The sequence below is a fragment of the Aquimixticola soesokkakensis genome (genome assembly GCF_900172375.1).
Lineage (GTDB): Bacteria > Pseudomonadota > Alphaproteobacteria > Rhodobacterales > Rhodobacteraceae > Aquimixticola > Aquimixticola soesokkakensis.
In genome coordinates, this window is the sequence record NZ_FWFS01000003.1 from 270,482 (window position 1) to 285,054 (window position 14,573).

Annotated in this window: 12 protein-coding genes, 1 tRNA gene and 2 pseudogenes; 12 read left to right on the forward strand and 3 right to left on the reverse strand. The window is 61.9% G+C overall.

Features of this window, described 5'->3' with window-relative positions; translation table 11 throughout:
- Positions 1-48 precede the first annotated feature (48 nt).
- From mreC to AQS8620_RS05690, 5 genes are read left to right on the forward strand one after another with little or no spacing between them, the layout of a single operon-like run.
- Positions 49-978: a rod shape-determining protein MreC gene (mreC, locus tag AQS8620_RS05670; RefSeq protein WP_085835911.1), complete on the forward strand. Its 930-nt coding sequence runs from the start codon at positions 49-51 to the stop codon at positions 976-978.
- Positions 971-1,504, forward strand: a complete 534-nt coding sequence (locus AQS8620_RS05675; RefSeq protein WP_085835869.1) for a rod shape-determining protein MreD — start codon at positions 971-973, stop codon at positions 1,502-1,504. Before mreC ends, AQS8620_RS05675 begins: the two co-directional genes overlap by 8 nt.
- Entirely contained in the window at positions 1,501-3,423 is a 1,923-nt protein-coding gene (gene mrdA / locus AQS8620_RS05680; protein WP_085835870.1) for a penicillin-binding protein 2, read from the forward strand. Before AQS8620_RS05675 ends, mrdA begins: the two co-directional genes overlap by 4 nt.
- A complete protein-coding gene (gene rodA, locus AQS8620_RS05685) occupies positions 3,420-4,565 on the forward strand; it encodes a rod shape-determining protein RodA (protein ID WP_085835871.1) in 1,146 nt (381 codons plus the stop codon). Before mrdA ends, rodA begins: the two co-directional genes overlap by 4 nt.
- Positions 4,566-4,568: 3 nt before the next feature.
- The gene (locus AQS8620_RS05690; RefSeq protein WP_085835872.1) at positions 4,569-5,498 is read left to right on the forward strand and encodes a 2-hydroxyacid dehydrogenase; all 930 of its coding nucleotides are present in this window, start codon (positions 4,569-4,571) and stop codon (positions 5,496-5,498) included.
- A 41-nt stretch (positions 5,499-5,539) separates the two neighbouring features.
- Here AQS8620_RS05690 and AQS8620_RS05695 read toward each other — a convergent pair whose 3' ends face one another.
- Both AQS8620_RS05695 and AQS8620_RS05700 read right to left on the reverse strand, forming a co-directional pair.
- Positions 5,540-6,334, reverse strand: coding sequence for an SseB family protein (locus AQS8620_RS05695; RefSeq protein ID WP_200809598.1), 795 nt, complete (start codon positions 6,332-6,334; stop codon positions 5,540-5,542).
- Positions 6,331-6,990, reverse strand: coding sequence for a uracil-DNA glycosylase family protein (locus AQS8620_RS05700; RefSeq protein WP_085835913.1), 660 nt, complete (start codon positions 6,988-6,990; stop codon positions 6,331-6,333). Before AQS8620_RS05700 ends, AQS8620_RS05695 begins: the two co-directional genes overlap by 4 nt.
- 240 nt (positions 6,991-7,230) lie before the next feature.
- Here AQS8620_RS05700 and AQS8620_RS05705 point away from each other — a divergent pair, with 240 nt between their 5' ends.
- The 6 genes from AQS8620_RS05705 to AQS8620_RS05730 all read left to right on the forward strand — a co-directional run bounded on the left by AQS8620_RS05705 (position 7,231) and on the right by AQS8620_RS05730 (position 13,814).
- On the forward strand, positions 7,231-8,550 hold the full coding sequence (locus tag AQS8620_RS05705) for a Na+/H+ antiporter NhaA (RefSeq protein ID WP_085835873.1): 1,320 nt from the start codon (positions 7,231-7,233) through the stop codon (positions 8,548-8,550).
- Positions 8,551-8,763: 213 nt separating this feature from the next.
- Positions 8,764-9,417, forward strand: a complete 654-nt coding sequence (locus AQS8620_RS05710; protein WP_085835874.1) for an ABC transporter ATP-binding protein — start codon at positions 8,764-8,766, stop codon at positions 9,415-9,417.
- A complete protein-coding gene (locus AQS8620_RS05715) occupies positions 9,401-11,488 on the forward strand; it encodes a KpsE/RkpR family capsule polysaccharide export protein (RefSeq protein ID WP_143267434.1) in 2,088 nt (695 codons plus the stop codon). Before AQS8620_RS05710 ends, AQS8620_RS05715 begins: the two co-directional genes overlap by 17 nt.
- A gap of 125 nt (positions 11,489-11,613) precedes the next feature.
- A complete protein-coding gene (locus AQS8620_RS05720; RefSeq protein WP_085835875.1) occupies positions 11,614-12,933 on the forward strand; it encodes a mechanosensitive ion channel family protein in 1,320 nt (439 codons plus the stop codon).
- 73 nt (positions 12,934-13,006) lie between these two features.
- Positions 13,007-13,081: transfer RNA gene (locus AQS8620_RS05725), tRNA-Gln, on the forward strand.
- A gap of 190 nt (positions 13,082-13,271) precedes the next feature.
- Positions 13,272-13,814, forward strand: a complete 543-nt coding sequence (locus AQS8620_RS05730; protein ID WP_085835915.1) for a metallophosphoesterase — start codon at positions 13,272-13,274, stop codon at positions 13,812-13,814.
- On the opposite strand, the pseudogene AQS8620_RS05735 reads toward AQS8620_RS05730, so the two are convergent.
- Positions 13,722-14,132: pseudogene (locus AQS8620_RS05735) on the reverse strand (DDE-type integrase/transposase/recombinase); the annotation flags it as partial. The gene AQS8620_RS05730 and the pseudogene AQS8620_RS05735 overlap by 93 nt on opposite strands.
- Before the next feature lie 47 nt (positions 14,133-14,179).
- On the opposite strand from AQS8620_RS05735, the pseudogene AQS8620_RS05740 reads away from it, so the two are divergent.
- Positions 14,180-14,413 (forward strand): annotated as a pseudogene (locus AQS8620_RS05740) (transposase); the annotation flags it as partial.
- Between the last annotated feature and the right edge of the window lie 160 nt (positions 14,414-14,573).

Below are 14,573 nucleotides of genomic sequence, written 5' to 3' on the forward strand. Positions count from 1 at the left end.
GCGGGCTGGCGTTTTTTGACCATGTGACACGTTTTCGCGGAGATGCCTGTGGCCCGAGACCGCACCACATCCGAGATTTACACCCGCCCGTTGCGCAATGTGCTCATCGGCGGTCTGGTGCTGTTTTTACTGGCGATTTTCATCTTTTGGCGCATCGACAGCCCGCGGGTCGAACGGGTGCGCGCCCAGATCGTTGACCGGGTTGTGCCCTCGTTTTCCTGGGCGCTGTATCCGGTGACCAAAGCGGCGGCGATGGTGGAAAATTTCCAAAGCTACAACCGGCTCTACGAGCAGAATCAGGAATTGCGCCGCGAATTGCGCCAGATGCAGGCCTGGAAAGAGGCGGCTGTGCAGCTGGAACAGCAAAATGCCAAGCTGCGCACGTTGAACTCCGTGCAACTCGACCCGAAACTGACGGCGGTGTCTGGCGTGGTCATGGCCGATAGCGGATCCCCGTTTCGCCAATCGGTTTTGCTTAACGTCGGGCGGCGCGACGGCATCATGGATGGCTGGGCGACGATCGACGGCGTTGGCCTGGTGGGCCGGATTTCCGGTGTCGCAGACAGCACCAGCCGCGTGATTTTGCTGACCGACAGCAACTCGCGCCTGCCGGTGACGATCCAGCCGTCAGGGCAACGCGCGGTGTTGCAGGGTGACAATTCCGCCACGCCGCCGCTGCAATACATCGAAACGCCCGAATTGGTCCGCCCCGGTGATCGCGTCGTTTCCTCGGGCGATGGCGGCGTGTTTCCTGCCGGTGTTCTTGTCGGGCAGGTCGCCCTCGGGCCGGACCGGCGGTTGCGGGTGTTGCTCGCGGCCGATTACGAGCGGCTGGATTTCCTGCGTGTCCTGCGCTCGCACCCCTCCGAAACCATCACCGACCCCGGAAGTCTGATCCTGCCCAACGCGGTCCCGCTCGAAAGCGGCCCGCAGCTCCCCACAGCCGACGCCACTGCGCAGGGAGAGAGCAATGGTTGATCCGCTCACCATCGCGCGCCTGCTGCATCGCGCGGCCTATATCCTGCTGTCGCTGCTGGCGGTGTTTTTCTACATCCTGCCCCTCGATGTGGGCACGGGGCGCTGGCCCGGCCCCGACCTTCTGGTCGCGCTCACCTTTGCATGGGGCGTGCGCCGCCCCGACTATGTGCCTGCCCTTCTGGTGGCCGCCGTCATGTTGATGGCCGATCTGATTTTTCTGCGCCCGCCCGGGCTTTGGGCCGCGCTTACGGTGCTTGGCCTCGAATTCCTGCGCCGCCGCACGGCACAAAATCAGGAAATGTCCTTTGCGCTGGAATGGATGCTGGTCACGGGCACGCTGGCGCTGATGGTGCTGGCAAACCGTCTTTTGCTCGGGTTGACGATGACGCCGCAGACCTCGCTCGGACTGACGCTGTTGCAATTATTTTCCACCGTGATGGCCTATCCGGTCATCGCCTTTGTGTCCGCAAGTTTCGGACGCATCACCCGCCCCGAGGGCGACGAACCCGCGAGGGTCCTGCGATGAGAAGATCTGCTGGCGACACCGCACTTTCGGCGCGCAAGATCACCCGCCGCTCGCTGTTTCTGGGCGCAAGCCAGCTTGCCTTCATGGGCGTGCTGGGTCTTCGGATGCGCTACATGCAGGTCGATCAGGCGGATGAATTCCGCCTGCTTGCCGACGAGAACCGCATCCGCATCCATCTGCTGCCCCCCGCGCGCGGGATGATTTACGACCGGCTGGGCACGGCCATCGCCGAGAACGAACAGACCTTTCGCATCGTGATCCGCCGCGAGGACAGCGCCGATCTGGACCAGTCGCTGGCCGCGCTCGAACGCCTCATCGGTCTGAGCGCCGAAGATCAGGCCCGCGTGCGCAAGGAACTCAAGGAAGCCAACCCCTCGGCGCCCGTGACCATTGCCGACCGGATGGATTGGGACAGCTTCACGCTGGTCGCCGCCAACGGTCCTGCTTTGCCCGGCGTGACGCCGGATGTGGGATTGTCGCGCAATTACCCCCTCAAGGGCGATTTTGCCCATGTGCTGGGCTACGTCGGCCCCGTGTCGGAACGCGACCTTGCCAAGCTCGAAGATCCCGACGAATTGCTCACGATTCCCAAGTTCCAGATTGGCAAAACCGGCGTCGAAAACAAGCTTGAAGACGTTTTGCGCGGTCAGGCGGGCACCTTGAGCGTCGAGCAGAACGCCTATGGGCGCATCATCCGCGAATTGGGCCGCAAGGAAGGCACCCAAGGCGCGGCGGTCCAGTTGACCGTCGATCACCGCCTGCAAAATTTCACCCATGCGATTCTGGCGGGCGAAAGCGCGGCCGCCGTGGTGATCGACGTGGAAACGGGCGATGTGATGGCCGCCGCCTCCGCGCCCTCCTTTGACCCCAACCTCTTTGTGCGCGGCATCAGCTACGCCGCCTATGACTCGTTGCTCAACAACGACCACCGCCCCCTGCCCGCCAAGACCGTGCAAGGCGCCTACCCCCCCGGCTCGACCTTCAAACTGGTCACGGCCATGGCCGCGCTCTCGGCGGGCGTCATCGGCGCCGAGGATACGGTCTATTGCCGCGGCTACACCGAAGTGGGTGGGCGCCGCTTTCACTGCTGGAAACGGTCGGGGCACGGGGCGGTCGATCTGGTCGGCTCGCTGAAATATTCCTGCGACTGCTACTACTACGAACTGGCCCAGCGCGCGGGCATCGAGGCCATTTCCGACATGGGCCGCAAACTGGGGCTCGGGGAGGCCTTTGACCTGCCGATGTCCGCCGTCAGCTCGGGTCTGTTGCCGACAAAGGAATGGAAACTGGCCAATCGCGGCACGGATTGGGTGGTCGGCGACAGTTTGAACGCCTCCATCGGTCAGGGCTTTGTCCTCACCACGCCGATGCAACTGGCGACGATGGCGGCACGTGTTGCCACCGGGCGCATGATCAGCCCGCGACTGGTGCGCTCCATCGACGGGGTCGAGCAACCGCTGCTTGACGGCGCGCCGCTTGATGTGGATCAAAACCTGCTGCGTCAGGTGCGCAAGGGCATGTATGCCGTGTCAAACGATCCGCGCGGCGGCACTGCCTATCGCTCGCGCATTGCCGATGACACGATGAAAATCGCAGGAAAAACAGGTACATCACAGGTGCGCAACGCCGTAGTGAACAACAACAACGTGCCTTGGGAGCAACGGGACCACGCCCTGTTCGTCGCCTTTGCGCCCTACGACAACCCGCGCTATGCGGTCTCGGTCGTCGTCGAACACGGTGGCGGCGGCTCGACCGTGGCCGCCCCGATTGCGCGCGATATCATGCTTTTTGCCCTGCACGGCGGCCTGCCCCCGCTGGAGGCCTACCCGTCGGATCAGCGTGGCGCAGCCCAGGCCCGCTTTGATGCGCTCGACCTGCGCGACACTCTGGCCGCGACCAAACCCCAGAGCCGCGCATGAGCTATCTCGAACACAACCTCAAAACCGTCCCCACAGGCCTGCGCAAGATCCTCTATTTCAACTGGGGTCTGGCGCTGTTGCTGACGGCTGTCGCCTCGGTCGGCTTCATCATGCTCTATTCGGTCGCCGGTGGCACGCTCATGCCGTGGTCCGAGCCGCAGATGAAACGCTTTGCGGTCGGTTTCGTGTTGATGTTTTTTGTCGGGATGGTGCCCATCTGGTTTTGGCGCAATATCGCAGGATTGGCCTATATCGCCACCTTCATCCTGCTGCTGGTGGTCGAGTTTTTCGGGGACGTCGGCATGGGCGCGCAGCGCTGGATCGACCTTGGGTTCATGCGCCTGCAACCCTCGGAACTGATGAAAATCAACGTGGTGATGCTGATCGCGGCCTATTACGACTGGCTGGACATCAAAAAAGTGTCGCGCCCGCTGTGGGTTTTGATCCCCGTTGTCATCATCCTGCTGCCCACGGCCCTGGTCCTCAAACAACCCGATCTGGGCACGGCGATTTTGCTGCTGACCGGCGGGGCGATCGTGATGTTTTGCGCAGGCGTCCACTGGGCCTATTTCGCCGCCGTCATTGCCTCCGGCGTGGGGCTGGTGAGCGCGGTCTTTGCCTCGCGCGGCACAACATGGCAACTGATCAAAGACTACCAGTTCCGCCGCATCGACACCTTCCTCGACCCCTCCATGGACCCCCATGACGCGGGCTACCACATCACCCAATCGAAAATCGCCCTCGGCTCTGGCGGCTGGTCGGGCAAAGGCTTTATGCAAGGGACGCAATCGCGCCTCAGCTTCCTGCCCGAAAAACACACCGATTTCATTTTCACCACCCTCGCCGAAGAGTTCGGCTTTATCGGCTGCATCACGCTGCTGGTACTCTACGGGCTGATCATCCTGTTCTGCATCTCCTCGGCCATCGACAACAAAAACCGCTTTGGCGCGCTCGTGACCTTGGGCATTGCCTCGACGTTTTTCCTGTTTTACGCGGTGAACATGGCAATGGTCATGGGGCTGGCACCGGTTGTCGGCGTGCCCCTCCCCCTCGTCAGCTACGGCGGATCGGCGATGCTCGTGCTCATGGTGGCCTTCGGGGTCGTTCAATCCGCACATATCCACAAACCCCGAGGCCGCTAACCCATGCTCACCCTTTTGCTATCGACTCCCCCCGAATATACGGCCGATTACATGGAATGGCTGCCCAAACGGCTCAAGAGCCTGGGGATCGAGGCAGAGCTCTCCACCGATCTGCCGCCCGAAACCGTCGATTACGTGGTCTACGGGCCCAATGACAGGCTGACCGATTTCAGCCAGTTTCCCAAACTCAAAGCCGTGTTCAGCCTCTGGGCGGGCGTCGAAAAAGTCGTGGGAAACCCCACGATCACCGTGCCGCTGACGCGTATGGTCGATCCGGGACTGACCGAAGGGATGGTGGAATTCGTCACCGGCCATGTGCTGCGCCACCACCTCGGCATGGACGCCCATATCACCGCGACGGAGCCCCATTGGAACCAGAAAGCCCCGCCGCTGGCCCGCCAGCGCAAAGTCTGCATGCTCGGGATCGGCGCTTTGGGCGCGGCCTGCGCACAAAAAATCGCAAGCTTCGGCTTTGACGTGCATGGTTGGAGCCGCAGCCCCAAAACCATCGACGGCCTCACCTGTCACGCGGGCGCTGCGGGTCTGGACGCGGCGCTTCGAAATGCCGATATCGTCGTCACACTGCTGCCCAACACAGCAGATACCGAAAACACCCTGAACGCCCGCACCCTGTCCCTGACAGCCAAAGGCGCCGTGATCATCAATCCCGGACGTGGCCCGCTGATCGACGATAAAGCCCTGCTTGCGGCTCTTGATTCCGGCCAGATCAGCCACGCGACGCTGGATGTGTTTCGCGTTGAACCGCTGCCAGCCAGCGACCCCTACTGGGCGCACCCCAAGGTCACCGTCACCCCCCATGTCGCCGCTCTCACCCGCCCGGCCTCAGCCAGCGGCGTCGTGGCCGAAAACATCCGCCGCGCCGAGGCGGGCGAGGCGCTGCTCAACCTTGTGGACCGCGCTCTGGGCTACTGAGCGGGCGCGCCTGCGGCTTCTTTCGGATAAAAATACCCAAATCACTTCAGTTTGGGCGGGCGCGCGGGGTCCATTCCGGGCGCTGCCGGTCCGCTGGGCTCTGCCTCGGGCACCGGAAGATCGAACCGCAACCCGTGGCGCGCAAGGGGCGCACAGAGCGGGTCGGTGGGGCGGAAAAACGCCACATCCAACACCCCGGCCTCGACTCCCGAAAAGATCAGCGCCTCATGCACCAGACGCGCCAGCGCCCCCTCCGACCCCGGAACGTGATCGACAAAGGCCAGAAGATGGCTCTGCGCCCCCGTGTCATAGCGCACCCCCGCAAGATAGGCGGCGCGCGCCAGCCCCCCCGCAATGGCAAGCTTCGTGTCCAGCGCCACAATCAGGCTTTCGGGCAGGCCGCGCGGCGGCATGATTTCCTCGGGCGCGCCCAGCGCCTCCTCCGGCTCGGCCCCCAGCGTTGCGTGCAGCCAGTCAACGGCCTCTGCGGGCAAGAGGATCTGGCTCGGGGCAACATTCAGGTTTACCCCCACCCCCACGCCCTTGCCCGCCAGCATCTGGGCCACAACCCGCCCCGACAGCGCCGCATAGGGCGCGATGCCCCCCGCAAACTCCGCCAGACGGGTTTCCCGGTCGAAAATCAACACGAACTGCGCACCGTCACTGTCAAAGAGGCGCGGGGACAGGCTCTCGCCGCCGCTGTGCTCGGCTTCCAGCAGGACAAACATTTCGCCATCCGCAAGCCGCTCGTAAAACCGCAAGCGCGCGGCGTCATCGTCGGGGGCGGCCTCCATCGCGGCATGGGCAAGGTCGAGCGGGGTCATGTCAGCAGTCATAGCACGTCTGTTACCTGTTGGCGCAGCGCAGGCAGGATCTCTGCCTCGAACCACGGATTTTTCTTGAGCCAACCCGTATTGCGCCAGGACGGGTGAGGCAAGGGATAGCACCGCGTTTGCGGCCCGAAGTGGCGCGCCGCGCTCCCTGCGCCCTGTCGCACCACCTGCGCAAGCGGCGCGGATTTGGCGCCCAGCCTGCGCAGATGGTAGCGTGCCGCGTAAAGCCCCACGGGGATCACAAGGCGCACCTGCGACAAGGCGGCCATGACCTCGTCATGCCATGTCGCCGCGCAGAGCGGCGGGGGCGGCAGATCGGACCCTTTTGCGTCATATCCGGGAAAACAAAACGCCATCGGCACGATTGCGATACGGGATTGGTCGTAAAACACGGCCTCCTCAAGGCCAAGCCACTGGCGCAGCCGGTCCCCCGAAGCATCCACAAAGGGCCGCCCCGAGGCATGGGCCTGCACCCGCGCTCCGGGCGCCTGCCCGGCGATCAAAATGCGCGCCCGGGCCGAAAACCACGGCACGGGGCGGGGATGATGCGCGGTGGCGGTCAGGGCAAAGCGCCCCTGACACAGGGTGCACTGCGCAATCCGCGCCGCAAGCGCGGCCGCAGAGGGAACGGATGCAGCAGGATCGGGCGAATTCTCCATCATCGCGCAATCCTACGACGCCGCGTCGAAATGCACAAATATCCCGCCCCACGAAACTGTGGGCGCAAACACCGCCCGTTTGCCTGCTCAAATGCTTGCCCCCCCTGCCCCCATCCAGTACATCCTCCTGCAAAACAAGGGGATTCACTAAAATCCCCGTTAAACTGCGGAAAGCGGAAACTTTCCGACGCACAGGAGATCCTCCCCGATCTCCACCACAAGAGGGACCGGAGGCCTGCCATGTACAAGGTGTGGAATTTCATCACCAACTACTCACTGCTTTTGATCATCGGCGCACTGCTTGCGCTGGTCTGGGCAAATACCGACATTCACAGCTACCACCACTTTGTGGAATACCCGCTGATTTTCAACGACTGGGTCGGCATGCCCATCGGCAATTGGGTCCATGAAATGGGCGAGGAAGCCGCCTCGCATTACGAGGTCGGCGACTACAGCCGCGTGCTGACCATCCACTATCTGTTCAACGATGTGCTCATGGCCTTCTTCTTTGCGATTGCCGCAAAAGAAGTCTGGGAAGCCGTCATTCTCAAGAACGGTTCGCTGCGCGGCAAAAAAGCCGCCACGCCCCTGATCGCCACTTTTGGCGGCATGGCCGGTCCGATTGCCGTCTACCTTGGCCTCGCGGCCTTCCTTGGCTCGGATGTGTTTGATGCGGTCAGCCGTGGCTGGGCGATCCCCACCGCCACCGACATCGCGTTTTCCTACCTCGTGGGCCGCGTGATTTTCGGCGCAGGCCACCCCGCGATCCGCTTTTTGCTGTTGCTGGCAATTGCCGATGATGCTGCGGGCCTTGTGATCCTTGCGATCTTCTACCCCTCGAGTGAACTGGCCCCCGAATGGCTGCTGCTCTCGGTTGCTGCGGCTGTGATCGTCTTTGCGCTGTTCAACTACCTGCCGCGCAAGATGGATGTGGGCAAGGAACTGCGCCCCAATTCCACTTGGGTGCGTGAAAAGCTGAGCGTCTTTCCCTATCTGATCGCTGCCTGCTTCTCGTGGTACGGTTTCCAACAGGCGGGCATCCACCCCGCGCTCGGCCTGTTGCCGATCGTGCCGACCCTGCCCCACGCAGACCGTGCCTTCGGGTTCTTTGCCGAGGCCGAAACCCACCTGCACGACCTGCTCAACACCGCCGAGCACCTGCTCAAGCATCCCGTCGAGATCATCCTGTTCTTCTTCGGTCTGCTCAACGCGGGCGTCGAGTTCAATTCCATCGGCTCGCCCACCTGGCTGGTGCTCGCCGGTCTGCTGATCGGCAAGCCGCTGGGCATCGTGATCATGGGGGTTATCGCGGCCTATGGCCTCAAGCTGGGCCTGCCCAAGGGCATGCGCACCATCGACCTCTTTGTCATCGGCTGCGTGTCGGCCATCGGCTTTACCGTGTCGCTGTTCATCGCCTCGGTTGCGTTTGACAGCACGACGATGCTCAACGGCGCCAAGGTGCAGGATGCGGCCAAAATGGGCGCGCTGTTCTCCTTTGCGGCGGCAATTGTTGCAATCATCGCGGGCAAGCTGTGCCGCGTCGAGAAACAAAACGCTTAACTTGGCGTAGATTTCCGGCCATTGTTTCGACAGTGGCCGGAAAGACCGGATTTTTCCCCACAGACAGTCACAGTACCGCCAGTACGGCGCCTCAGGATGGCAATTGCCGCCCTCCGCTGCCATAATCTGGCCCAGAAGACGGACTATAGCATTCCGTTAACTAAAGTCCGTTAAGGATGATAATGGCAACCAGAGGCAGTGCCGGAGCGTATCATGCTCGAATTCGATAACGTGAGTAAGTCCTTTTGGACAGGACGACAGCGCAAGGTCATTCTTGATCAGGCGTCGTTTCGCGTTGAATTGGGCAACTCGCTGGGCATTCTGGCCCCCAACGGCACGGGCAAGACCACGATCATCAACATGATGTCAGGGCTTGAAAAACCCGACGAGGGCGAAATCCGGCGCAGTTGCCGCGTGTCCTTTCCGCTGGGCTTCATGGGCGGACTTGTGTCAAAACACACTGCGCGCGAGAATGTGCGCTTTATTGCCAAGCTGTACGGCCTCGACCCCGATTATGTCGAAGCCTTTTGCCGCTGGCTCTGCGGGATCGACGAGTATTTCGAGATGCCTGTGGGGACATTCAGCGCGGGCATGAAATCACGTTTGTCGTTTTCCCTGCTGCTGGCGCTGGATTTCGACATCTACCTGATTGACGAGGGCATGCCCTCGACCACGGATGTCACATTCAACCGCAAAGCGGGCGGTATCCTGCGCGACCGGTTGGAAAAAGCGACGGTCATCGTCGTGTCACACCAGGCCAAGACCCTGGAAAAATTCTGTCGCTCTGCGGCGGTTCTGCGCAATGGCAGGCTGCATATGTTCGACACGCTGGAAGAGGCGAAGGCGCTGTATGACTACGAAACCTAAAGCCATGAAATTCCGCATCAAACGGAGCACGGGCGACTTGCCCGAGCCTGTTGACGGGGGCAAATCAGCCGCAAAACCGACCCAGCCCGAGGCCGCAAACAGCCCCGCGGCTTCGGTCAACCCCAGCCCTGTAAAAGCCACGCTCAAGCCTGTGGCAAAACCCGCGACACCAAAAGCCGCCAATGCGCCCCTTGCCAATGCGGCAGCGCCCGACACCGCCCCCTCCGGTCCCACACAGGGCCCTACTCAGGGCACCACATCGGGCCCCGCGCCACAGGGGGCCCCTTCCCCCAAGGTGATGATGCGCCCCTCGGGGGGAAAGGCCGCGCAGGCGCTGCGCGCCGAACTGGATGCGCGCGCCGCCGCGCGCGCGCGCCCCGATGGAACGCCCCCCGCACAGAGCACCCCAACCTCCCCCCTGCAAAACGCGCCCCCCCGGCGCGCTGCAAAACCCAGCGCGCCGGATGCGGGTCTTTTTGACAACGACGACGGCGAGGACGGGTTTGGCGATATGGTCTACGCCTCCGCGGCGCAACCGACCTCCGTCAACCGCGCCGCGCCGGACAAATCCGCGCCAAAGCCCGCCGGCCCGGCGTCGGGAGCCGCCTCGGCACCGACGACGAGCACCACCTCGCAAGCCGATATCGACTCCGACATCGACGCGATCCGGCGCGAAGGCCTGACCGGTCGCCAGTTGCGCATGGCGCGGCGCGTCGCGCAAAAACACGGGCTTGCAGCGACCTCGGATTTCGATGCGGTGCGCCTGCTGCGCGCGCAGGGCGTTGATCCCTTTGCGCGCGCGGGCATGCTGGAAGTCGTGCCGACCAAAACCGGCACCGACATCGCCATTCCCGACGGTCCCAAATTGCCGCAAACGGTCGAAAAGCCGAAACTCCCCGCGCCACAAGTGGCCGAGCGGCTGCAACGCGACACCGAAATTTCCCAAATCCAGCGCGACATTGCCAAACGCCGGCGTCGCAAGATGCTGTTGCTGTTCACGCGTCTGGCGGTCTTTGTGGGGCTGCCGACCATCGCGGCGGGCACCTATTTTTACACGATGGCCTCGCCGATGTATGCGACCAACACCGAGTTTGTGATCCAGCAGGCCGAGGCGCCCTCGGCTTCGGGTCTGTCCGGGATGCTCAAGGGCACTGCCTTTGCGACCTCGCAGGATTCGATCACCGTTCAGAGCTATCTGACCTCGCGCGATGCGATGCTGCGTCTGGATCAGGATGTGGGGTTCAAGGCCCGCTTTCAAAACCCGGACATTGACCCGATCCAGCGCCTGCCGATGGATGCGACCAACGAGGCCACCTACAAACTTTACAAACGCAATGTGACCATCGGATATGACCCCACCGAAGGGATCATCAAGATGGAAGTGGTTGCGCCCGACCCGCAGGCCTCGGCCGATTTCTCGCGCAAGCTGATCAACTATGCCGAGGAACAAGTCGATCAGATGACCCAGCGCCTGCGCGAAGATCAAATGAGCGGCGCGCGGGACAGCTTTGATGATTCCGAACAGAAAATGATCGCCGCGCAGGAGAAAATCGTGGGGCTCCAAGAGCAGTTGGGCATCATTTCGCCCGATGCGGAAACCGGCGCGATCATGGGGCAAATCACCGGATTTGAAACACAGCTTGCTGAAAAGCGGCTGCAACTTCAGCAACTTCTGGACAACCCCCGCCCCAATGCCGCACGGGTCGATGGCGCACAGGGCGATATCACCCGCTTGCAAAACCTGATTGCAGAACTGCGCAACCAGATGACCGACACCACCAGCGCCAATGGTTCTCTCGCGCGCATTTCGTCCGAATTGCGCATGGCCGAGGTCGATTTGGCAACGCGCCAGATGATGATGCAGCAGGCTTTGCAAGCGCTTGAGGCCAGCCGCGTCGAGGCCAACCGCCAAACGCGATACCTGTCGATGGGCGTCAGTCCCGTAGCCCCCGACGAGCCCACCTATCCGCGCAAATTCGAGAACACCGTCCTCGCCTTCCTGATCTTTGCCGGCCTCTATTTGATGGCCTCCCTCACCGCGTCGGTGCTGCGCGAACAGGTGTCGGGCTAACCCGCGGGGGGGGGCGCATTCGGCGGAAACGCCGTCTGCCCCCTGTCGCCCCTTCGCCCGCCTCTCTGGACATTTCGCCCCTGCGCGCTTTGTCTAGGGAGATTGAAAGATTGCGAGGACCTGCCATGATCGCTTACCGTGCGTTTTTTATCGCAATGTTTTTGCTCACTTTCGGTGCGGGGATTGCCGGCGCTCAAGAAGGCGGCATCGACACGCAAACCTCCGCCAGCCAGGACAGCGCCATTGCCACGCGGCTTGCCGGAATCATGGAGGGCCTGGGCGGCTATGCGGATGTCAGCCTGACCGTCACCGACGGGGTTGTGACCTTGCAGGGCGAAACGCTCGACAGTGCCAGCGCCGCGCAACTCGACGCCATCGCCGGGCGTATCAACGGGGTGGTGGCGGTGCGCAACGAGCTTATCGATAACACCGATGTTGCCGAGCGCATCACCCCCGCGCTGGATCGCTTTGCCACCCGCCTGAGCCAGACCGCAGCCAGCCTGCCCTTGCTCGCGGTCGCCTTCCTGGTGTTTTTCCTGATCACATGGCTGGGAAGCCTGATCGCCCGTCAGGAGCGCCTGCTGGCACGCCTCGCCCCCAATGCGTTCATCGCCGATATCTATGCGCTGCTCGTGCGGCTGGTGTTCTTTGCCCTCGGCGTTGCTGTGGCGCTCGATATTTTGGGGGCGACCGCGCTTTTGGGAACCGTCCTGGGCGCGGCAGGAATCATCGGCCTCGCGATTTCCTTTGCGGTGAAAGACACGGTGGAAAACTTTATCGCCTCGGTGATGTTGTCGCTGCGCCAGCCCTTTCAGCCCAACGATCTGGTCGAAATCGAAGGCGATACCGGCAATGTCATCCGCTTGACCTCGCGCGCGACCGTCCTGCTCAGCGCGGATGGCAATCAGATTCGCATCCCCAATGCCACCGTGTTCAAAGCGCGCATCGTCAACTATTCCGCCAATCCCCAGCGCCGCTTTGTCTTCGATCTTGGCCTCGCGCCCGACAGCGACCTCGTTCTGGCACGCGCGACCGCCACAAAGGCGCTGACGGCCCAGCCCTTTGTTCTGGCCACACCCGCCACTGCCGTCTGGATTGAAGAGGTCGGCGACAGCACGATTGTGTTGCGCTGTAGCGGCTGGATCGACCAGACCGCCAGCGATTTTACCCGCGCCCGCTCCGAAGCCATCCGCCTGACGCTGGCCGCCCTCACGCAGGCCGGAATCGACATGCCCGAGCCCGGCTTTCGGTTGCGCGGCCCCGCCCCTACAACAGCGCCCGCGCAGGTCGAACACCCCGCAGCTCCTGTTGCGCCGCCCGCATCAGATGCCCCGTCAGACAGCACCACAGTCACGCCAGACCCCGCGCTGGATGCCCTCGTCGCGGCTGAACGTGACGCTCCGGATGCCGAAGATCTGCTGCGATCCGAGGCACCGCGAGAATAGTCGCGGTTTCGTCACATTTTTTGTGAAAACCCACTTGCACCCTCGCGTCATTCCCACTAATTAGCCCGCACGTTGGGATGTAGCCAAGTGGTAAGGCAACTGTTTTTGGTACAGTGTACCGTAGGTTCGAATCCTACCATCCCAGCCAAATCACCTTCTATGATGTTCGGTCAGAATTGGAACCTAACCGGTTCTACTTAGCATCTTGCTCGGGCAAGACTGGCATCTGCTGAAATTCCAACCGCTTCGCCGTACGCAATTCCTCTGAACTGACAGACATTTGCGCCCGTATGATCTCATCCCTAAACTGAGGGATGACGAACACGGAGGGCACAGATATGGCCAACTGGTATTCGGCCGACCTGCACTTCGGCCACCACCGCATCATCGACTTCTGCAAGCGCCCCTTCGCCTCAATGGCAGAGATGAACGCCGCCCTGATTGCCAACTTCCAGGCCTGCGTCGCGCATGATGATGACCTCTGGATTTTGGGAGATTTCGCCTTTGGCCGTGCTGATGATACGGCACAGTTCGAAAGCTGGTTTCACAGCCTGCCCGGTCGCAAGCATCTGATTATTGGCAACCACGACGATGAAGCGGTCATCTCGCTTCCTTGGGCCAGCACGGAGTACATGGCTGAAATCCAAGACGGAGATCATAGCCTCGTCCTGTGCCACTATCCGATGATCACCTGGAACGGCGCACGCAGCGGCGCCCTGCAGCTGTTCGGCCACGTCCACGACCAATGGGCCGGCTCGCGAAACAGCATAACTGGACCTGTCCCGCTTTCATGCCGCCCCCAGTGCTCGTTTAAGCCACCTTTCGTTCGAATAAGCCACCTTTCGTTCGAAAGGGACCGGGCTTTTCCAACCCAATGCTGAGTGCCGGCGGCGCGGATTGTAGAAGCCGTTGATGTATTCGAAGATCGCCATCTCAGCTTGCCGCCGCGTTTCCCACGACCGTCGCCAGATCAGTTCAGCTTTGATGGTTTTGAAGAACGTCTCGACAGCCGCGTTGTCATAGCAATTTCCTTTGCCACTCATGGACACTTTGAAGCTGCGTTGTCGCAGGATCTTCTGATAGTCGTGCGAACAATATTGCGACCCGCGATCCATGTGATGAATACAGCCCTTTGGCGGCGCTCGGAAGGCTAGGGCCATGTTCAACGCCCGGATTGCGAGGTCTGAGGTGCCCCTAGATTTGTAGACGCTTTGCTTGATAATTTTGGAAGCAAAGGACGATGCAAATGTCAGGGCAAATTCGCTACTCGGATGAGTTCAAGATCGATGTGGTGGCGCAGGTCACGAAGCGGGGCTATTCGGTCAAGGAGGTCGCCGAACGGCTCGGGGTGAGCACCAAGTCGCTGTATACTTGGATGGCGCAAGTTTCGAAGGCGTTGAGGCAGACGGATCAGGATGCCGAAGTTCGCCGTCTCAAGAAAGAGCTGGCCCGGGTCACGGCGGAGCGCGACATCCTAAAAAACTATTCTGGGCCGACGCCCGCCTGTGCGCGGTAGAAACAGCCTGTGCTACACTGACGCCGAAGGGCAGTTGCCGATGGCTTATTGGTGGGCTGGACCCCGTTAAAAAACGTGGCACATGGGCTGATGCGCACTTGAGAGTGGTGACGTCGCGGTTGTG